This is a genomic window from Achromobacter marplatensis, assembly GCF_002209535.1.
Lineage (GTDB): Bacteria > Pseudomonadota > Gammaproteobacteria > Burkholderiales > Burkholderiaceae_B > Achromobacter > Achromobacter marplatensis.
In genome coordinates, this window is record NZ_NJIG01000006.1 from 443,825 (window position 1) to 462,890 (window position 19,066).

Consider the following 19,066-nt stretch of genomic DNA (forward strand, 5'->3'; position numbering starts at 1 on the left):
GATGACCCCATGAGCAAAGTGATTTTCCTTGCCGACCGCCGGTCCGACCGCGCGGCCTGGCCCGCACCCGGCGAATTGCCGCCGGCCGGGCAGCCCGCGCTGGACTTGCGCGCGCGTCCGCTGCGCGACCTGCGGATCTCGGTCACGGACCGCTGCAACTTCCGCTGCACCTACTGCATGCCGCGCGAAGTGTTCGACAGCAGCTACACCTTCATGCCGCATTCGGACTTGCTGTCGTTTGAAGAGATCAGCCGGCTGGCCGGCATCTTCACGAAGCTGGGCGTGGAAAAGATCCGCCTGACCGGCGGCGAGCCGCTGCTGCGCAAACACATCGAAAACCTCGTGGGCCAACTGGCCCAGTTGCGCACGCCCGACGGCCGTCCGCTGGACCTGACCCTGACGACCAACGGCAGCGTGCTGGCGCGCAAGGCCGCCGCCTTGAAGGCGGCGGGGCTGACGCGCGTCACCGTCAGCCTGGACGCGCTGGACGCCGCCATGTTCCAGGACATGAGCGACAGCGGCTTCACGCCGGACGACGTGCTGCACGGCATCAATGCTGCCGCCAGCGCGGGGCTGGCGCCCGTGAAGGTCAACATGGTGGTGCGACGCGGCCTGAACGACGGGCAGATCCTGCCCATGGCCGAACGGTTCCGCCACAGCGGCCATATCCTGCGTTTCATCGAGTACATGGACGTGGGCAACAGCAACGGCTGGAACCTCGCGGAAGTGGTGCCCAGCCAGGAAGTGCTGGACCGCATCGGCGCCGTGCATCCGCTGGAACCGGTGCAAAGCGTTGAAATGGGCCGCGTGGCCGAGCGCTGGCGCTACCGGGACGGCGGCGGCGAAATCGGCGTCATCTCCAGCGTCACCCACGCGTTCTGCGGCGGCTGTACCCGCGCGCGCCTGTCGCCGGAAGGCAAACTCTTCCTGTGCCTGTTCGCGCATGAAGGGCACGACTTGCGCGCGCCGCTGCGCGAGGGTGCAAGCGACGCGGAACTGGCCGGCATCGTGTCGGGCATCTGGGGCGCCCGCAATGACCACTACTCTGAACTGCGCGGCCGCAACGCGGCGGCTCCCCAGCCGGACCCGGGCCGCAAAGTCGAAATGAGCTATATCGGTGGTTGACGCCGCATCAACGCACGCAGTCGCCGGCCTGATCCTGGCGGGCGGCCAAGGCGCACGCATGAACCAGCAAGACAAGGGCCTGGTGCTGCTGCACGGGCAGCCGATGGTGGCTCACGTGGCGCGCCGTTTGGCCCCGCAGGTGGGCCGGCTGATCATCAGCGCCAACCGTCATCAGGCCCGGTACGCGCAATACGGACAGGTGGTCGAAGACGGCGAACCCGAGCTTGGGGCCTTCCAGGGGCCGCTGCTGGGCATCGCGGCGGGGCTTGCCGCTGCCGCCCAAGACGACTGGCTGGTGGTCGTGCCTTGCGATACGCCATTCCTGCCGGCTGATCTGGCCGCGCGGCTGATCGGCGCGGCCGAATCGGCCAGGGCGCCGCTGGCGTATGCCGCCGCCAACAGCCAGCGCCACAGCGCCTGCATGGCGGTGCGCACGGCGCTGCTATCGGATTTGCGGGCCTATCTGCTGGGGGGCGACCGCAAGGTGGGCCTGTGGCAGGCCCGGGCGGGCGGCGTCGAGGCACGCTTTGACGACGCGCCCGACGCTTTCATGAACGTCAATACGCCCGAAGAGCTGGCCGTGGCCGAACGCTACGCCAGCCAGTGACGCAGGTCGTAGTAGGGCACGCGGTCCATGTCGTTGACCTGCACATCGGCGGGCAGGCGGGCCAGGCCCGTCGCCCAGGGCATCGAACTGATCACGCCTGAGCCCTGATGGCCGTAGGCCACCAGTTCGCCACTGCCGTCGTCGGCCACGCGGCGCTGGACGCGCAGGAATTCCTCGCGGCTGTCCTGGCGCGGATGTTCCGTGCGCAGGGGCAGGAGGCTGATCGGCGGGAAGATCTCGTCGCGGCCCTGCATGCGCCGCACGAGCGGCGACACCAGCATCGCGAACACGGCATACGCCGACACCGGATTGCCCGGCAGGCTGACGACCGGCTTGCCGTCGATCTGCGCCAGCGCCACCGGCTTGCCCGGTTTCATGCGCACCTTCCATAGCGACAGTTCACCGCCCAGCGTAGCCAGGGCCGGCTTGACCAGATCGCGTTCGCCGACCGACACGCCGCCCACGCTCAGCACCAGGTCGCAATCGGCCAAGAGCGTCTTGAACGCCGCCAGCAGATCCGCTTCGGTATCGCGCGCATGCAGCACGTGCACGGGCAAGGCGCCCAGGCCGCGCGCGAGCGCCGCCAGCATCGGGCCGTTCGAGTTGTAGATCTGTTCGGGCGCGCGGGGCGTGCCCGGCGGCACCAGTTCGTCGCCGGTCGTCAGAATACCGACGCGCAACTGGGCCACCACGGACACGCGGGCAAGCCCTTGCGAGGCCAGCAGCGCCACATGCGCGGCTTGCAGCACCGTGCCGGCGGGCAACAGCGGCGTGCCGGTCATCGTGTCTTCGCCGCGGCGGCGGATGTGCTGGTTGGGCGCGGGCTGGCGGGTTATCTCCACCTGGTTGTCGGCTTCGACGGTGTCTTCCTGCATGACCACGGTGTCGGCGCCGTCCGGCAGCAGGCTGCCGGTGAACAGGCGGATCGCGTGGCCGGGCTTGAGCGGTTCGGGCACGTCGCCCGCATAGCACCGTTGCTGGATCGGCAGTCGGCCGCCCGCACGCCAGTCGGCCACGCGCAGGGCGTAGCCGTCCATGGCGCTGTTGTCGGCCGGCGGAATGTCCACGGTGGCGGTCAGGTCAGCCGCCAGCACGCGGCCGGCGGCGTCGTTCAGGCCGATGTCTTCATGGCGCTGCAACGGCCCTGCGGCATTGGCCAGCAGGGTCTGGGCTTGGTCAAAATCCAGCATGGGTCAGTGGTCTTCTTGTTTGGGCTTGAAATGCGTGGCGAAATTGCACGGCCGGTGGCCGCTGTCGAGCTGCTCGCGCAGGATCTGCGCCCAGGCCGTTTCGCAGGCATTGTTGGAACCGGGCAGGCAGAAGATCAGTGTCTGGTTGGCCGATCCCGCAAACGCGCGCGACTGGATGGTGGAGCTGCCGATCTCGGTGTAGGAAATCTGGCGGAACAACTCGCCGAAGCCGGGGATTTCGCGGTCCAGCAGCGGCAGGATGGCTTCCGGCGTATGGTCGCGATGCGAAAAGCCCGTGCCGCCCGTCGTCAGGATGATCTGCACTTCGGGGTCGGCAATCCAGTCGCTGATGACGCGGCGGATCTGATAGATGTCGTCGCGGACGATGTCGCGGCGCACGCACTGGTGGCCCGCGTGCGCCAGGCTATGGGCAAGCAGGTTGCCGGAGGTGTCGTCCCCGGCGCTGCGGGTGTCGCTGATGGTCAGTACAGCGCAGGCCAGCGACACGGGAACGGGGATTTCTTCGCTCATGGGTGTTCCTTCTTCGAAGCAGAGTCTTCATCCCAGGCATCCGTGCGGTCCTGGTCGGATTGGCGTTGTTCGACCCAGAAGCTGCTGCCGCCCGAGAGCGTTTCGCGCTTCCAGAAGGGCGCGCGGGTCTTGAGCGCGTCGATGATGTATTCGCAGCCGCGGAAAGCGTCGCCGCGGTGCGCGCTGGCCGCCGCCACAAACACGATCTGGGCGTTGCGGGACAAGGCGCCAACCCGGTGCACGATCACCGTGCCGTCCAGGTTCCAGCGCGCCCGCGCGGTTTCGGCGATGGTTTCAAGCTCGCGCTCGCACATGCCGGGGTAGTGCTCTAGAAAGAGCGTTTCCGTGGGCGAGTCGGGCGCATAGTCGCGCACATACCCCACGAAGGTGACGATGCCGCCCACGCCGGCCCCCGCGCGTTCGCGCAGCTCGGCGGTCAGCGCGGCGCCGTCGAAATCGGCTTCCTGGACGCTGATCATGGCGTTCACCCTCCGGTGACGGGTTCGAACACCGCGACCTCGTCGCCAGGGCGGATCGGGGCAGTCGGTTTGGAGTGGGTCTGGTTGATGGCCAGTTTCAGGCGGCTGGCGGGTTCCAGCTGGGGGTAGCGTTCACCCAGCGCGGCCAGCAGTTGCGCACCCGTGGACTCGCCGTCCAGGGGCCAGCTTTCCGCGCGCTTGCCGACCAGTTCGGCCACGCGGGCGAAGTACAGGAGATCAATCGTTGCGCCATTCACCGCTTTTTCCTCCCGCCTTGTACTTAAGGCGTACTTGTTCGACCACGATGCCTTTGTCCGCGGCCTTGCACATGTCGTAGATCGTCAGCGCGGCCACGCTGCACGCCATCATGGCTTCCATTTCGACGCCCGTTTTGTAGCTGGTGCGGCAGGTGGCCAGGATGTCGATGCGGTGGGCGGCGGCGTCCAGCGAGAAGTCGACGCCCACGAACGCCAGCGGCAGGCTGTGGCACAGCGGAATCAGCTCGGCGCAGCGCTTGGCGGCCAGGACGGCGGCGACGCGCGCGGTATTGAGCACTTCGCCCTTGCCCTGGCCCGGCTGGGTCAACAGGCCGTAGGCCACCGCATTCATACGCACGCTGGCGGTCGCGATCGCAACGCGTTCGGAATCCGTCTTGGCAATGACGTCGACCATGCGGACCTGGCCGGCTTCATCCAGGTGGCTCAAGGTGGGGGTGGAGGCTGGCATGGGATTCGGGATCGAGAATTGTTAATGTTTGAAAAGAGCGGTCCCGGCTGGCCGGGAGGGCCCGCTGTTACGCCTATGATAGACGAGCGCTAACCGGGGCGCGATAATCGCCTTCAACTCGTATCAGGAGACTCGCGATGCCCTTGCGGAGCCTAAAGCTTCGATTTACCCGGCGCGCCGGCAAGATTCTTCTGGGCATCGTTGCGGTTGTGCTGATCCTTTGCGGCATTGCCGCATGGCAAGTTCCCAAGGTGCTGCAAAACGCCCTGACCGGGGATGTGGCCAAGATGATCGGCCGCGAGGTCTCCGTCGGCAAGATCACCTTCAATCCGTTCACCCTGACCGTCCGCGCCCGCGACCTGGCGGTGGCCCAACCCGGGTCGCAGACGCCATTGCTGTCGCTGGCCGAACTGGATGTCAGCGCCGCCTGGAGCTCCCTGTTCTGGTTCGCGCCGGTTGTCGATCGTTTGACGCTGCGCCAGCCTAACATCGCCATCGTCCGTGAAGACGTCACGCGATTCAATTTCTCTGACATACAGCAACGCGTGGCCGAAATGTCGGCCGCCAAGCCCGACGAACCGCCCAAGCCGGACGAGGGCCTGCCGCGCTTTTCCCTGAACAACATGGTGATCGAGGGCGGCAGCATCACGCTGGACGACAAGGTCACCGGCCGCAAGCAGGTGGTGGACGAGCTGGGCGTCGGGGTGCCGTTCATCTCGAACTTCGGCTACGCCACCGATATCGATGTGCAGCCCCGGCTGCACCTGCGCATCAACGGCAGCCCGTTCGACCTGACCGGCGTGGCGCGCCCGTTCGACAAGGTGCCGTCGTCGACCTTGCGCGTCGCGTTCAACGGCCTGCAACTGGAAAAGTGGGCCGACGTCTGGCCGATGCCGCTGCCCTTCAAGCTGGAAAGCGCGCTGCTGGATTCCAACCTGCAAGTCGTGTTCGAGCAGCCCAAGGACGCCGCGCCCAAGATCCGCGTGGTGGGCGACCTGGGGCTGCGTCGCTTCGATCTGCGCGACACGGCAGGCGAAGGCCTGGCCGCCTGGAGCGCCCTGACCGTCACCCGGCTGGAACTTGAGCCGATCGCGCGCCAGGTATATGTGGGCGAAGTGGGCCTGTGGGCGCCGCAGATTCACGTGCGCCGCTACGCCAACCAGCACCTGAACTGGCAGGACGTGGTGGCCAAGCTGAAGGAACTGGGCGGCGTGGCGCCCAACGAGACGCCCGTGGCCGACAAGTTGAAGCGGGACGTCGGATTGAAGGTGGCGCCAAAGACCGAGGTCGCCCGCGCGGATGCCGCAAAGCCGGACCCTGCCAAGCCGGGTGCCGCGACGTCCGATCCGGCCAAACCCGACACCGCCACAACAGGCGCACCCGCCACGCCCGCCGCATCGGGCACGGACACCGCCGCCCCTCCGCCGCCCGCGGCGCCCGAGGAATGGAAGGTCACGCTGGATGCCTTCAACCTGCACGAGGGCGAGCTCTACATCACGGATGCGATCAGCAAGCTGGACTACGTCATGACCGGCATGGCCGTGACCGTCGAAGGCGTCGCGATCCCCGAGGTCAAGGACCAGCCCGTCAACCTGTGGCTGACGGTCGACAACAGTACCGATGGGGGCTGGATCCGCGCCAAGGGGCCGCTGGTCTTGAAGCCCTTGTCGCTGGAACTGGGCGTGCGGCTGGGCAATGTGGCCCTGGCGCCATTGGCGCCGGCCGTGCGCAATGCGGCCCCGATCGTGCTGCTGGACGGCCGCCTGGGCGCCTCCGCCCAGATGCACGTGCTGGAGAAGAACGGCGCGGTGGACGCCTCTGCCACGGCCGTGCAGGCCGACCTGACGCAGTTCAAGGCGCGCGACGACTCGCTCAAGCCTGCGCTGGACGTCGCGCTGCAGAGCCTGCACGTCACTGCCGACCGGCTGGCGATGGGGCCGGGGCAAAGCAACTTCACCCTGGCCGCTTCGGGCATCCAGGGCAACGGCAAGCTGGACCTGAAAGGCATGTTTACGCCGCAACCGCTGACGCTGAAATCGTCGGTGGACCTGTCCGAGCTCAATGTCGCGACGTTCGCGCCTTATGCGGCCTCCAGCCTGAACGCCACCGTGCGCGCCATTACGCTGGGCGCCAAGGGCGACGTGGCCTTCACCGCCGCAGCCGGCAGCGCGCCGATGAAGATCAACTGGAAGGGCGGTGTCGAGGTCACGGGCGTCGACCTGCAAGACAAGGTGAACAACGACGACTTCCTGAACTGGAAGCGGCTGGGTTTTTCCGGCATGGACATCTCGGTCGCGGGCGACAAGATCGGCGCCAAGCTGGGCGACATCGCGCTGGAAGACTTCTACGGCCGCATCCTGCTGAATGCGCAGGGCCGCCTGAACGTCATGGACCTGGTGGCCGCGCCCGGGCAGGCCGGCGGCTCCATTACGCAGGACACGCAGACGCCGGGCCGTCAGGCCGCGGCGCCCGCGCCGGCTCCTGCCGCGAAAGGCAGTGCAGGCGCGGGCATGCCGGATATCTCGGTCAACAGCGTCACCTTGTCGCGCGGCCGCATGACCTTCACCGACCGCTTCGTCAAACCCAATTACGTGGCCGAATTGTCGGCGATCGAAGGCGCGATCACGGCGGTGTCGTCCACCAATCCCCAACCGGCCAAGGTCAAGGTCACGGGCCGCGTCTACACCACGGCGCCGCTGTCCATCAGCGGCATCGTGCAGCCGTTCGCCAAGTTCCTGACGCTGGACCTGAAGGCCTCGGCCAAGGGCGTGGACCTGCCGCGCTTCAACACGTACTCAGCCAAGTACGTGGGTTATCCGATCAAGCGCGGCAAGCTCTCGGTGGACCTGGAATACAAGATCAAGGACCGCGCGCTGCAGGCGTCCAACCACGTGGTGCTGAACCAGCTGACCTTTGGCGACAAGACCAACAGCCCGGACGCCACCAAGTTGCCGGTGCTGCTGGCCGTGGCGCTGTTGAAGGACTCGCGCGGCAACATCGACATCAACCTGCCGATCTCGGGTTCGCTGGACGACCCTGAATTCTCGGTGGGCGGCATCGTCGTGCGCGTGCTGCTGAACCTGGTGGTCAAGGCCGTGACGTCGCCGTTCAGCCTGCTGGCCTCGGCCTTCGGCGGCGGCGAAGAACTGTCCTACGTCGAGTTCAAGCCGGGCAGTGCGGTGCTGACCGAAGATTCGCAGCAGCGCATCGACACGCTGACCAAAGCGTTGACGGACCGTCCGGCGCTGAAGATGGACATCAGCGGCCGCGCTGATCCCAAGACCGACATGGAAGGCCTGCGCCAAGCCTGGGTCGAAGGCCAGATCCGCGCCGCCAAGGCCGCGGCCACCACGCCGCGCGGCAAGAAGCCGGATACGGCGGGCGTGAAAGTGTCTGCCGCCGAGCGGGCCAAGTACCTGGAAGAGGTGTACGACGACGCCGACATCAAGGACAAGCCGCGCAATTTCATCGGCATGGCCAAGTCCGTGCCGGCGGATCAGATGGAAGCCATGCTGCGCAGCGTCGCGCCGGTGGGCGACGAGCAGTTACGCCAACTGGCCGATGCACGCGCGCAGGCGGTGTATGAGAAGTTGCAAGCCCAGGAAGGACTCGCGGACCGTGTGTTCATCGTTGCGCCGCAGCTGGACGCGGACGGCATCAAGGATGAGGGGCAACCCTCGCGCGTGGACTTCTCCCTGAAGTGAACCCGGCGGGCCGCCAGGGGTACGCGTGGGCGTCCCCGGCCCCGCTTTTGCCAGGAGATTTTCGATGAAAGACCAGGACGCGCACTTCGACAGCCTGTTGCCGCCGCTGCGGCTGGACCGTCGGGGCTTCATCGCGACGACGGTTGCAGCCGGCTTCTCGCTTGCTGCCGGGCCCGCCGTGGCCCAGACCGCCATCGCGACGGACACCAAGGGGCTTACCGCCGGCAAGATCGATATTCCCACGACGGACGGCAAAATGCCCGCCTATCGTGCGGCGCCGCAAGGCAAGAAGAATCTGCCGACCGTGATCGTGGTGTCCGAGATCTTCGGCGTGCACGAGTACATCCAGGACGTATGCCGCCGGCTGGCCCATCTGGGCTATCTGGCCATCGCGCCCGAATTGTTCGCGCGCCAGGGCGATCCGTCCAAGTACACCGAGATCCCCAAGCTGCAGGCCGAGATCATCGGCAAGGTGCCTGATGCGCAGGTCCAGGGCGACCTGGACGCCACCGCGAAATGGGCGGCGGCCAACGGCGGCGATGCGGACAAGCTGGGCATCGTAGGTTTCTGCTGGGGTGGGCGCCAGGTCTGGCTATACGCCGCCCACAACCCGAAACTCAAGGCCGGCGCGGCGTTCTACGGCCAATTGGGCGGCGAGCCCAGCGAGCTGAAGCCGAAGTCGGTGCTGAGCCTCGTGAATGACCTGAAGGCGCCGGTCTTGGGGGCGTACGGAGGCAAAGACGCCGGCATCCCGCTGACCGACGTGGACCGCATGCGGATCGAACTGGCGAAGGGGCCGGCGCCGGCGAAGGCGTCAAGAATCGACGTGTACCCGGAGGCGCCGCACGCATTCCATGCGGATTATCGGCCGTCTTATCGGAAGGCGGAAGCGGAGCAGGCGTGGACGCGGATGCTGGATTGGTTCAAGCAAAACGGCCTTGGCTGAGGGGGATTTGTGGCGGCTGGGGTGGCTTCGTAGGTCGCCCATCGTCGCCGTCGCCATGCCGGCGCGCGCCCACGATTGCGGTCCGGAGCCTTCGCTCCGGACTCCCCCGTTGTCATCCTCGTCCGCCTTCGGCTCCCTTCGGATTCCCTCGGGCGCATCAAGGTTGCGCGCCGTCATGCCGACACCGCCGACGAGCTGTCGCCGTCTCGGTCTGGGGCGCTGTCAGGTCTCGGCTTAATGCCGAGTGCTGCGTTGCCCGCCGCTCGCAGCCGCGCGGGCGGCTGCAATCGGCATACGTGGTGTAGTGCGTCGGGGCAGTGGTCGCTTGCGCGCTTGCAGGGAGTGGTTTGCTGATGGCCCCGCAGACACTGGGGGAGGTAAAGCGACGGGTGGCGCGCGGCGGGCAGCCGCTTGCGGATTCAGACCCGTACGCGCGCCACCCGTCTAAGAGGGAGACTGTCGTGCGTTACCGCACTGTCTCTCATCTGACGACCCAATCGTTATTCGTGACACGTGGTGCGCGTCCTCTCATATCGTAGGATGGGTGGAGCGCGGCACATCCGGCATCAGGATAGCGACGTGCATCGCGCGCAACCCATCATGGGGCCGACGACGGCGCTATGCCACACGTGCCCTGCGATCAGCATCCTCACGACGCAAGACACCGCGTAAGCCCCCCAAGGCCGCCCGCGCGGCCGGCCGGGGGCGGGCACCGCAAGATCTTCCCACCCACCCCACCGTGCGCAAGAACCTCAAGAACCCCGTCCGTCCCCGCTGACGCCAGATTGCAACTATCAGAGCCCGGCGTGGCGGTGGCCCGGGGTGCGGGGGGCGTCGATCAGCCCGAGGGAATCCGAAGGCAGTTGCCGCAGGCAACAACGAGGATGACTAGGGGGAAGTCCGGAGCGAAGGCTCCGGACCGCAATCGTTGCCCCCCCGCGCCCCGGGCCACCGCCGCGCCGGGCGTATAAAGAACCCAACCTTCAACGCTAAAAACAACCCAAAAACAACCAAAAAAACTACTGCGCACTCTCCCCCGGTAACCCATCGCTCACCTCAGCCAGCGCATTCTTCATATCTTCGTAACTGATCACGCGCTCGTTCTGAAAGCTCCCGAGGACTCCCCGGCAGCCGTCCACGCCGGACCGCTTCATCTCGTCCATCATGGTCTTCCCTTCGCTCAAGCCCTTCTGATAAAGGGCCTCGTAGCCGCTCGCAGAAAACCCGTATTCCTGCGCGTACTGCGTCAGGTTCTTCTTGGCGGTCGCCTGGTGTTGGGCCAGGTCGGGTTCGGACGCCCCGCAGGCGCGGGCGGCGCCGTTGGAGGCGCCTGCGGCGACGACGAAGGAATCGTATTGGGCCTGTTCGTTCGCGTCCGGGGCCGCCCAGGCCGGGGCGGCGGCGGTGGCCAGGACCCAGGCCAGGCCAGTCAAGATCTTGCGCATCGGTGAATCTCCGCTTGATGCCCGCGCGCCGGTCGACGCGGCCGCGGCGGGCGTGGGTTACTACATCATTATGGCAAGCAGCCGTTTCCATGAGGTGATGCGGGGGTGTGGAGTCGTTTCAGACTGTGCTTCTTTTTTTCCCGAGCCTTGTCGGGCAGCAGGCAGGCCGCACAGGAACTATGATGGAGGTTGTGAGGCGCTCCTGCCTCAATGCAACACCCTTACATCCTGGAGATATACATGACGATCAAAGTCGGCGACCGCGTGCCGGATGGCACCCTGACCGAATTCATCGAAACCGAAACCGCCGGCTGCTCGCTGGGCCCCAACGCGTTCCAGGTCGCCGACCTGACCCGCGGCAAGACCATTGCGCTGTTCGCCGTTCCGGGCGCCTTCACCCCGACCTGCTCGGCCAAGCATCTGCCTGGCTACGTCGAGCAAGCTGCTGCGCTGAAGGCCAAGGGCGTGGATGAAATCTGGTGCGTGTCCGTCAACGACGCGTTCGTCATGGGCGCCTGGGGCCGCGAGCAAAAGACCGACGGCAAGGTCCGCATGCTGGCTGACGGCTCGGCGCTGTGGACCAAGGAACTCGGCCTCGAACTGGATCTGATCGCACGCGGCATGGGCGTGCGTTCGCAACGCTACTCGGCCCTGATCGTCGACGGCGTGGTCAAGCAACTGAACGTGGAAGCGGCTGGCAAGTTCGAAGTCAGCGACGCCGCCACGATGTTGTCGCAAGTCTGATCTAACGTAGTTCCTGTTTTACCGCTCAACGCGGCAGGCTGCCTTTGCAGCCTGCCGTGCTAATGCCAGCAGCGGTTGCCAACGCCATGCTCGCCACCCTCTCTTCTTTCTCGTCGCTGTATTTCGCGACCTTGCTGATGCTTATCGGCACGGGTCTGTTCAACACCTACATGGGCTTGCGCCTGACTGCGCAGTCGGTCAGCGAGGTGTGGATCGGCGTGTTGATCGCCGGCTACTACCTGGGCCTGGTGTGTGGGGCGCGGTTGGGGCACAGGCTCATCATCCGCGTGGGCCATATCCGCGCGTTCGTCGCCTGTGCGGCCATTGCCACCAGCATGATTCTGGCGCAGACGCTGGTCGATTCCATGCCGCTCTGGCTGGTTTTCCGCATCATTTCCGGCGTGGTGATGGTGACCGAATTCATGGTCATCGAAAGCTGGCTGAACGAACAGACGGAAAACCATCAGCGCGGCCGCGTGTTTTCCGTCTACATGGTGGTGTCCGGCCTGGGTACGGTGCTGGGGCAATTGGCGCTGACCGCCTATGCCACGCTGGACCTGCGGCCGTTGACCCTGGTGGCCATGTGCCTGGTGCTGTGCCTGGTGCCGATCGCCGTCACGGCGCGTTCGCACCCCCCCACGCCGCTGCCGGCGCCGCTGGACATCCGCTTTTTCATGCGCCGCGTGCCGTTGTCGATGACGGTGCTGTTCGTGGCGGGCAACCTTTCCGGGGCGTTCTATGGCCTGGCGGCCGTCTACGGCGCCAAGCATGGCTTGTCCACGTCCCAGGCTGCGATCTTCGTCGCCGCCGCCGTCACCGCCGGCCTGCTGTCGCAATGGCCGATGGGCTGGCTGTCCGACCGCATCAACCGTGCCGGGCTGATCCGCTTCAACGCCTTGCTGCTGGTGCTGCTGCCCACCGTGATGTGGGGCTGGCTGGTCTTGCCGTACTGGGCCATGGTGGCCTTGTCGTGCGTCTTTGGCGTGTTGCAGTTCACTTTGTATCCGCTGGGCGCCGCGTTCGCGAACGACCACGTCGAATCCGAGCGCCGCGTCAGCCTGTCCGCCGTGCTGCTCATGACCTATGGCGTGGGCGCCTGTATTGGCCCGATGGTCGCGGGCCTGCTGATGTCTTTGGCCGGGCCCAGCATGTACTACGTCTTCATTTCGGCCTGCGCGCTGATCCTGGTCTGGCAGGTGCGCCCCACGCGCGTCACCGGCGCGCATCAGGTCGACGAAGCGCCGACCCACTTCGTGCCCATGCCCGACACGCTGCAAAGCTCGCCCGCGGCGGCCGTGCTGGATCCACGCGTGGACCCCGAAAACGATATCGCCATGGAAATGGTGCAGCCCGATCCGTCGGCGGCGCCCACACCGGCGGCCGTTGAACCTGCAGCCGCGGAGGAGCCGACGGCCGAGGCTGCGGCAGCCGATGCTGCGGCAGCCGGTGCTGCGGCAGCCGACTCGGGCCCGCCCGAGGCCGAGGACGCCGTCGAACGCGAGCGCCGTACCGGCACCTGAGGCGAGCGCGCCTACCAGGGCGCCATCAACACGATGGCGGCCAGCGCCAGGACGATGCCCAGCAGGTTGACGCGGGTCAGCGGCTCGCGGAAGGCCAGGGCGCCGACCAACGTGCCCAGCGTGATCACGCCCATGTTCATGGAGGCGAAGACCAGTGCCGGGTGCTCGGGCAATGACTGGTGGGCGCGAATATAGGTCAGGATGTTGCCGAAGTTGGCCAGGCCTAGCGCCACGCCTGCAAGCACGTGGCGGCGCTCCCAGCGGACCCGGCGGCACAGCAGCACCCCCAGCATCAGCACACCCGCCAGTACGAAGGCCAGCAACAGACCGCCGGCAAAGGCGGTGCCGGCGCGCGCGACTTGCTTGAACAGGATGTCGATCACCCCATAACCCGCCCAGACCACCAGGGGCCATAACCAGGCCGCCCGGCTGTCCGGGGACGGTTGTGCGGTGGAGGCAGGGCGGCGCAGCAGGCAGGCCAGCGCGCTGAACGCCAGCAGGATCGCCGCCAGCTTGCGGCCGCTGACGGGTTCGCCGAACAGCAGGAACGCGGCCAGCAGGGGAATGAACAGCGACAGGCGCTGCGCCGCGTCGCTGCGCACGATGCCAGCGTGGCGCACCGCGGCCGCCATCGCCAGGAAGACGCTGGGCAGCAGCACGCCCAGCGCGGCCAGGACGGCCCAGGGCGTGTGCGGCGTTACCAAGGTGGACGGATCCGGGCGCAGTACGCCCCAGCAGAGCAGGGCGGCCACCGCGTAGTTCACGGCGACGGCCTGACGCACGTCCACCTCGTACCGGCGGGCCAGCTTCAGCAGCACCGCGACGGTGACGCTGCATGTGACGCTGGCCAGCAGATACAGCACGCCAGGCGTCAGCGGCACGTCGCGCCTTCGACGGGCTGGTGATGATGTTGCGACGCGTCCACCCGCATGCCCAGACGCTGCAGCAGGCGCTGGTCGGCTTCCATTTGCGGGTTGGCGGTGGTCAGCAGCGCGTCGCCGTAGAACATGGAGTTGGCGCCCGCCATGAAGCACAGCGCCTGCAACGCATCGTCCATCGCTTCGCGGCCGGCCGACAGGCGCACCGCGGCACGCGGCATGGTGATGCGTGCAACGGCGATGGTGCGCACGAACTCGAAAGGATCCAGCGCTTCCACGTTGGCCAGCGGCGTGCCTTCGACCTGCACCAGATTGTTGATCGGCACCGACTCGGGGTAGGGCTCCATGCTGGCCAGTTGAGCGATCAGGCCGGCGCGTTCGCGCCGCGATTCACCCATGCCCACGATGCCGCCGCAGCACACGTTGATGCCGGCGTCGCGCACGCGGTCCAGCGTATCCAGGCGGTCCTGGTAGGTGCGGGTGGAAATGATCTTGCCGTAGAACTCGGGCGAGGTGTCCAGGTTGTGGTTGTAGTAGTCCAGGCCGGCCTCTTTCAGCTGTTCAGCCTGGCCGTCGCGCAGCATGCCCAGCGTGACGCAGGTCTCCAGGCCCAGCGCCTTGACCGCGGTGACCATCTCGGCCACGGCTTCCAGGTGATGCGGCTTCGGGCTGCGCCAGGCGGCGCCCATGCAAAAGCGCTGCGCGCCGCCTGCCTGCGCGGCGCGGGCGGCGGCAACCACGTCCGCCAGCGGCATCAGCTTGTCGGCGTCCAGCCCGGTGTCGTAGTGCGAAGACTGCGGGCAATACGCGCAGTCCTCCGGACAGCCGCCGGTCTTGATCGACAGCAGGCTGGACAGTTGGATGGTGTTCGGATCGAAGTGGGCGCGGTGGACCTGTTGGGCGCGATGCACCAGGTCCATGAAGGGCAGCTCGTAAAGCGCCATGACGTCGACGGCGCTCCAGGCGGGCGCGGGCAAGTGCTTGGACGTCGTCGGGACGGGGATGTAGGCGGTCTGCATGAACGGGCTCCTGTCGGTCTTTCCGGAAATCGCGCGCTTGCCGGGAAGCAAGGGCGGGATCGGCGGATCGTAAGAACCTGCGCAGGGTTTGCGCAATGCAGGAGAAGATGCGGAAAATGCAGGGCAGTTAGCGCCATATTTTCCAGAAATCGAAGATTTTGGGCGTTGCCGAGGATTAACGCGGCGTCATCTTCGCTGACGCCGCACCCTCGAATATTTTGATTCCAATTGTAAATATCGGACCGAGCAGCCTATTCCTTGCCCGGTTTGGCCCGGATGCGCGTCGATTCGTGGCCCGTTATGCCCCGGTCGCGCGCCCACACGATTGCCGCGCTGCGTCGGTGTACCCCGATCTTGCTGTAGATCGTGGCCACATGGTTGCGCACGGTGTTGCGCGACAACTTCAGGCTCTTGGCGATGCCGTCGTCGTCATGGCCCTGGCATAACAGGCCCAGCACTTCGCGTTCACGGGTGGTCAACTGCGCCAGCTCCGCGACGTCACGGGTCGCGGGTGCGGGCTCGCGCAGTTGCGCCAGCTTTTCGATGATGCCTCGGCTGAACCAGGACGTGTCCTGCATCACCGCCTCGATCGCGGCAAGCAGTTCGGTCTCGGAGCGTTTGCGTTCGGTGATGTCCTGCATCACGATCAACAGGCGGCGCTGGCCGCCGATCATCACCGGTTCGGCCGACACCAGGCAGTCCAGCTTGCCGCCGTCCTGCGTGCTTAACGTGGCTTCGCGGTTGCGGGCGCTTTCTCCCCGCTTCAGGCTGGCCGCCATACCCTCGTAGGGCTGCAGCCCCAAGTCGGTCAGGGCCTGGCCCACGCTGGCTTCAGGCTCGGCCCCGGTGACTGCTGCGAACGCTTCATTGATGTCCAGCACATGCAGGGTATCGCCTTCGCACACGGCCATCGGCACCGGCGCCAGCAGGAACGCCTTGGAGAAGCGCTCCTCGCTTTCACGCAGCGCGACTTCGGTGCGCTTGCGCGCCTCCAGATCGATGAAGGTGAACAGCATGCAGGGCTCGTCCTGCATATCGATGGGTTGACCGGCCACCATCACGAATTTCGCGCCACCATCGGCTGTCTTCACCACGCCTTCGCGTTGCGCGATGGTCTGGCCTTCATTCAATTTGGCGACCGCGGCTTCCTTGTCTTCGCCGCCGTCCAGCACGTCCAGTTCATAGGCCGACTTGCCCAGCACGGCTTCGCGCGTGTAGCCCGTCATCTCCAGGAACCCCTCGTTCACTTTCACGTAGCGCAGATCGGACAGTCGGCAGATCAACGCCGGCGCCGGGTTGGCGCCGAAGGTGCGTTCGAAGCGTTGCTCGGCGTTCAGTTGGGCAGTCTGGTCGTGCAGAATCAGCACGCGGTAGTCGACGCCGTTGTCGCTGTCCAGGTTCAGGCCGCGGGCGCGCAGGTTGCGCAGGAAGTCCTCGTCGTCCTTGCGGCCCAGGTCCACCAGCAGGTCGTCGAACGGTTCGCCGGCGGCCAGCCGGTCCAGGGGATATTGGCGGGCGGCAACGCGATGATGGTTGCGGTAGGTGAGCGTGTAGCGTTTGCGGTAGCCGGCGGGGGTACCGCCCAACTCCGTCAGCGTGTCGACGCCGTGCAGTTCAAGCGCGCTGTCGTTGGCCCAGGCGATGGCGCCGTCGGGTTCGAGCACGATGATGCCTTCATTCAAACCCGCGATGATGCTTTGCAGGTGTTGGCGATGCGCTTGGGGTGTGGCGGCGTTTTCGGTCACGTAGGCCTCTTCGGTTCGCATGCATGAGCCCACAGGATGAAGGCGCACGACGCTGCTGTCCAGAGAGCAAAACGGACGAGTCTTCGCGGCGGGGGGGAGGGTAGAGAGTGCGGCGGGCGCAGAAAAGCAAAAAGCTCCGGAATCCGGAGCTTCAGCGATGTGCTGCCATGCGATCAAGCACAAAGTGCTTGGCGGAGCGGACGGGGCTCGAACCCGCGACCCCCGGCGTGACAGGCCGGTATTCTAACCAACTGAACTACCGCTCCGCAGCGGTTTACTTGAACTTCATCACTACACTGCGGTGTCAAGGCAGCTTGGTACTGCATGCCAGAAAAAGCTGGCGTCCCCTAGGGGATTCGAACCCCTGTACTCACCGTGAAAGGGTGATGTCCTAGGCCTCTAGACGAAGGGGACCTGAACTGAACAGAACTGCAAAACAACTTTACTACGGTACTGCGTACTGGTGGAGGTAAGCGGGATCGAACCGCTGACCTCTTGCATGCCATGCAAGCGCTCTCCCAGCTGAGCTATACCCCCCAGGGCGCCCTGATGTCTCACGCTACAGACAACAAGGTCTCACACTCTATAAAAGCAAAAAGCCCCGAAGACGGAGCTCTTGAAAGACTCAGAGCAAGAGAGCTTTTGGCGGAGCGGACGGGGCTCGAACCCGCGACCCCCGGCGTGACAGGCCGGTATTCTAACCAACTGAACTACCGCTCCGCAGCGGCTTACTCAACTACTTTGTCACTTCAACTGCACTTATCTACTGCTTTACTGCGACCTGCATGCCAGAAAAACTGGCGTCCCCTAGGGGATTCGAACCCCTGTACTCACCGTGAAAGGGTGATGTCCTAGGCCTCTAGACGAAGGGGACTTGGACTTACAAACTACTTTCTTCGCTTTGGCTGGTGGAGGTAAGCGGGATCGAACCGCTGACCTCTTGCATGCCATGCAAGCGCTCTCCCAGCTGAGCTATACCCCCGTTCTTCTAACCAATTCCTGCTACGTTTTACGATCGAAACACACGTTTTATAGTGCGCTTTTTCGTAGTTCGTTGCCGGTTTTGTTTAGTGCCGTTGGCGAAGAAACGAGATTATGCACGAACAAAATCGGGTGTGCAAGTCGCTTTGCGGCAAAAAGCGTAAAACGGGCAAAAAAACTGGGGTTGGATCGCCATTTTTGCGCATTTTGTGCGCGATCCGGTGAATCACGGGCCGTGGTTGATTGATGCAGATTCCAAGAAAATCAAAGACTTGTGCAAATGCTATGGTGGGAGTGAATTTTTTTATTCATCATGCGCCTTTCGCGTGAAAAAAATTCGGTCGAATTCACTCGGGTACCTGGCATGAGCACACAGACTTCGTTTCCCACCCGGCCGCTTGGACGCAGCGGCATGGCCATCACGCGTATCGGCCTGGGCGCCTGGGCCATCGGCGGCAATGGCTGGGCGGTGGGTTGGGGGCCGCAAGACGACGCCGATTCCATCGCCGCCATCCGCCTGGCGGTGGACCGGGGCATCAACTGGATCGACACCGCGGCGGTGTACGGGTTGGGGCATTCCGAAGAAATCGTGCGGCGGGCGCTGGCGCAGATGGCGCCCGGCGACAGGCCTTATGTCTTCACCAAGTGCGGGCTGACGTGGTCTGCTGAGAACCCGATGGCGACGCCGCGCCGTACGGGCGCACCCGCCAGCATTCGCCGCGAAGTCGAGGACTCGTTGCGGCGGCTGGGGGTCGAACGTATCGACCTCTACCAGATGCATTGGCCGGCGGGCGACGGCACGCCGATCGAGCGCTACTGGCAGGAACTGCTGGACTTGAAGCAGGCGGGGAAGGTCGGCGCCATCGGTTTGTCGAACCATAACCTGGCGCAATTGCAGGATGCCGAAGCGCTGGGCCACGTGGATTCGCTGCAGCCGCCATTCTCGGCGATCCAGCGCGCAGCCGCGGCCGACCTGATTCCGTGGTGCGCGGCGCATGACGTCGGTGTGATCGTCTACAGCCCGATGCAATCCGGCCTGCTGACCGGCGGTTTTTCGGCCGAGCGCGCCCGCGCGTTGCCCGCTGATGACTGGCGCGCGCGCCATGCGGAATTCATGCCGCCCAATCTGACGCGCAATCTGGCCCTGGCTGACGCCCTCAAACCCATCGCAGAACGGCATGGCACGACCGTCGCCGCGGTGGCTGCCGCGTGGACGCTGGCGTGGCCCGGGGTGACGGGCGCCATCGTCGGCGCGCGTAGCGCCGCCCAGGTCAACGGGCTGCTGGGCGCTGCGGAATTGGAGTTGGATGGCGACGACCTGGATGCCGTCGCCGAGGCCATCGAATTGACGGGCGCGGGTGCCGGACCGCTGCGCCCGCCGGAAGACAGCGGCAAGCTGCCCGCCAACCTCTTCGCCTGAGTCCCG

At 65.7% G+C, this 19,066-nt stretch carries 16 protein-coding genes and 6 tRNA genes; 7 read left to right on the plus strand and 15 right to left on the minus strand.

The window, feature by feature from the left end:
• Positions 1 to 9: 9 nt before the first annotated feature.
• Together moaA and mobA are read left to right on the plus strand one after the other, a co-directional pair.
• Positions 10 to 1,125, plus strand: a complete 1,116-nt coding sequence (gene moaA, locus CEY09_RS17300) for a GTP 3',8-cyclase MoaA (protein ID WP_088589585.1) — start codon at positions 10 to 12, stop codon at positions 1,123 to 1,125.
• The gene (gene mobA, locus CEY09_RS17305) at positions 1,118 to 1,732 is read left to right on the plus strand and encodes a molybdenum cofactor guanylyltransferase MobA (RefSeq protein WP_272938463.1); all 615 of its coding nucleotides are present in this window, start codon (positions 1,118 to 1,120) and stop codon (positions 1,730 to 1,732) included. The genes moaA and mobA overlap by 8 nt, the downstream gene beginning before the upstream one ends.
• Here mobA and CEY09_RS17310 read toward each other — a convergent pair.
• Genes CEY09_RS17310 through moaC form a run of 5 tightly spaced genes read right to left on the minus strand, consistent with a single transcriptional unit; the run spans position 1,717 to position 4,658 of the window.
• The gene (locus CEY09_RS17310; RefSeq protein ID WP_088589586.1) at positions 1,717 to 2,922 is read right to left on the minus strand and encodes a molybdopterin molybdotransferase MoeA; all 1,206 of its coding nucleotides are present in this window, start codon (positions 2,920 to 2,922) and stop codon (positions 1,717 to 1,719) included. The two genes, mobA and CEY09_RS17310, sit on opposite strands and share 16 nt — an antisense overlap.
• A gap of 3 nt (positions 2,923 to 2,925) precedes the next feature.
• Positions 2,926 to 3,453, minus strand: a complete 528-nt coding sequence (moaB, locus tag CEY09_RS17315) for a molybdenum cofactor biosynthesis protein B (protein WP_006222689.1) — start codon at positions 3,451 to 3,453, stop codon at positions 2,926 to 2,928.
• Positions 3,450 to 3,932, minus strand: a complete 483-nt coding sequence (locus CEY09_RS17320) for a molybdenum cofactor biosynthesis protein MoaE (protein WP_006222690.1) — start codon at positions 3,930 to 3,932, stop codon at positions 3,450 to 3,452. The genes moaB and CEY09_RS17320 overlap by 4 nt, the downstream gene beginning before the upstream one ends.
• A 5-nt stretch (positions 3,933 to 3,937) precedes the next feature.
• On the minus strand, positions 3,938 to 4,189 hold the full coding sequence (locus tag CEY09_RS17325) for a MoaD/ThiS family protein (protein WP_006222691.1): 252 nt from the start codon (positions 4,187 to 4,189) through the stop codon (positions 3,938 to 3,940).
• Positions 4,170 to 4,658, minus strand: a complete 489-nt coding sequence (gene moaC / locus CEY09_RS17330) for a cyclic pyranopterin monophosphate synthase MoaC (RefSeq protein ID WP_088589587.1) — start codon at positions 4,656 to 4,658, stop codon at positions 4,170 to 4,172. Before moaC ends, CEY09_RS17325 begins: the two co-directional genes overlap by 20 nt.
• 137 nt (positions 4,659 to 4,795) lie before the next feature.
• Here moaC and CEY09_RS17335 point away from each other — a divergent pair, with 137 nt between their 5' ends.
• Positions 4,796 to 8,362 carry a DUF748 domain-containing protein gene (locus tag CEY09_RS17335; RefSeq protein WP_088589588.1) on the plus strand — a complete coding sequence of 1,189 codons (3,567 nt, stop codon included), beginning with the start codon at positions 4,796 to 4,798 and terminating at the stop codon, positions 8,360 to 8,362.
• Between the two features lie 64 nt (positions 8,363 to 8,426).
• Entirely contained in the window at positions 8,427 to 9,308 is an 882-nt protein-coding gene (locus CEY09_RS17340) for a dienelactone hydrolase family protein (RefSeq protein WP_088589589.1), read from the plus strand.
• 1,019 nt (positions 9,309 to 10,327) lie between these two features.
• On the opposite strand, the gene CEY09_RS17345 is transcribed toward CEY09_RS17340, so the two are convergent.
• On the minus strand, positions 10,328 to 10,753 hold the full coding sequence (locus CEY09_RS17345) for a hypothetical protein (RefSeq protein WP_088589590.1): 426 nt from the start codon (positions 10,751 to 10,753) through the stop codon (positions 10,328 to 10,330).
• A gap of 240 nt (positions 10,754 to 10,993) precedes the next feature.
• Between CEY09_RS17345 and CEY09_RS17350 the strand changes: the two genes are divergently transcribed.
• Positions 10,994 to 11,497 (plus strand): peroxiredoxin, encoded by a 504-nt coding sequence (locus tag CEY09_RS17350; protein WP_088589591.1) that lies wholly within the window; start codon positions 10,994 to 10,996, stop codon positions 11,495 to 11,497.
• A gap of 86 nt (positions 11,498 to 11,583) precedes the next feature.
• Entirely contained in the window at positions 11,584 to 13,017 is a 1,434-nt protein-coding gene (locus tag CEY09_RS17355; protein WP_088589592.1) for an MFS transporter, read from the plus strand.
• A gap of 11 nt (positions 13,018 to 13,028) precedes the next feature.
• On the opposite strand, the gene CEY09_RS17360 is transcribed toward CEY09_RS17355, so the two are convergent.
• The 9 genes from CEY09_RS17360 to CEY09_RS17400 form a co-directional block, all read right to left on the minus strand.
• Positions 13,029 to 13,892 (minus strand): DMT family transporter, encoded by an 864-nt coding sequence (locus tag CEY09_RS17360; RefSeq protein ID WP_167390107.1) that lies wholly within the window; start codon positions 13,890 to 13,892, stop codon positions 13,029 to 13,031.
• Entirely contained in the window at positions 13,889 to 14,914 is a 1,026-nt protein-coding gene (gene bioB, locus CEY09_RS17365; RefSeq protein ID WP_088589594.1) for a biotin synthase BioB, read from the minus strand. The genes CEY09_RS17360 and bioB overlap by 4 nt, the downstream gene beginning before the upstream one ends.
• A 251-nt stretch (positions 14,915 to 15,165) precedes the next feature.
• Positions 15,166 to 16,680 carry a helix-turn-helix transcriptional regulator gene (locus CEY09_RS17370; protein WP_088589595.1) on the minus strand — a complete coding sequence of 505 codons (1,515 nt, stop codon included), beginning with the start codon at positions 16,678 to 16,680 and terminating at the stop codon, positions 15,166 to 15,168.
• Between the two features lie 168 nt (positions 16,681 to 16,848).
• Positions 16,849 to 16,925 (minus strand) — tRNA-Asp (locus CEY09_RS17375).
• Between the two features lie 72 nt (positions 16,926 to 16,997).
• Positions 16,998 to 17,073: transfer RNA gene (locus tag CEY09_RS17380), tRNA-Glu, on the minus strand.
• A gap of 47 nt (positions 17,074 to 17,120) precedes the next feature.
• Positions 17,121 to 17,196, minus strand: a tRNA-Ala gene (locus CEY09_RS17385).
• Between the two features lie 106 nt (positions 17,197 to 17,302).
• Positions 17,303 to 17,379: transfer RNA gene (locus CEY09_RS17390), tRNA-Asp, on the minus strand.
• Between the two features lie 78 nt (positions 17,380 to 17,457).
• A tRNA-Glu gene (locus tag CEY09_RS17395) sits at positions 17,458 to 17,533 on the minus strand.
• Positions 17,534 to 17,565: 32 nt separating this feature from the next.
• Positions 17,566 to 17,641 (minus strand) — tRNA-Ala (locus CEY09_RS17400).
• A 363-nt stretch (positions 17,642 to 18,004) separates the two neighbouring features.
• Between CEY09_RS17400 and CEY09_RS17405 the strand changes: the two genes are divergently transcribed.
• On the plus strand, positions 18,005 to 19,060 hold the full coding sequence (locus CEY09_RS17405) for an aldo/keto reductase (protein ID WP_088589596.1): 1,056 nt from the start codon (positions 18,005 to 18,007) through the stop codon (positions 19,058 to 19,060).
• Positions 19,061 to 19,066 lie beyond the last annotated feature (6 nt).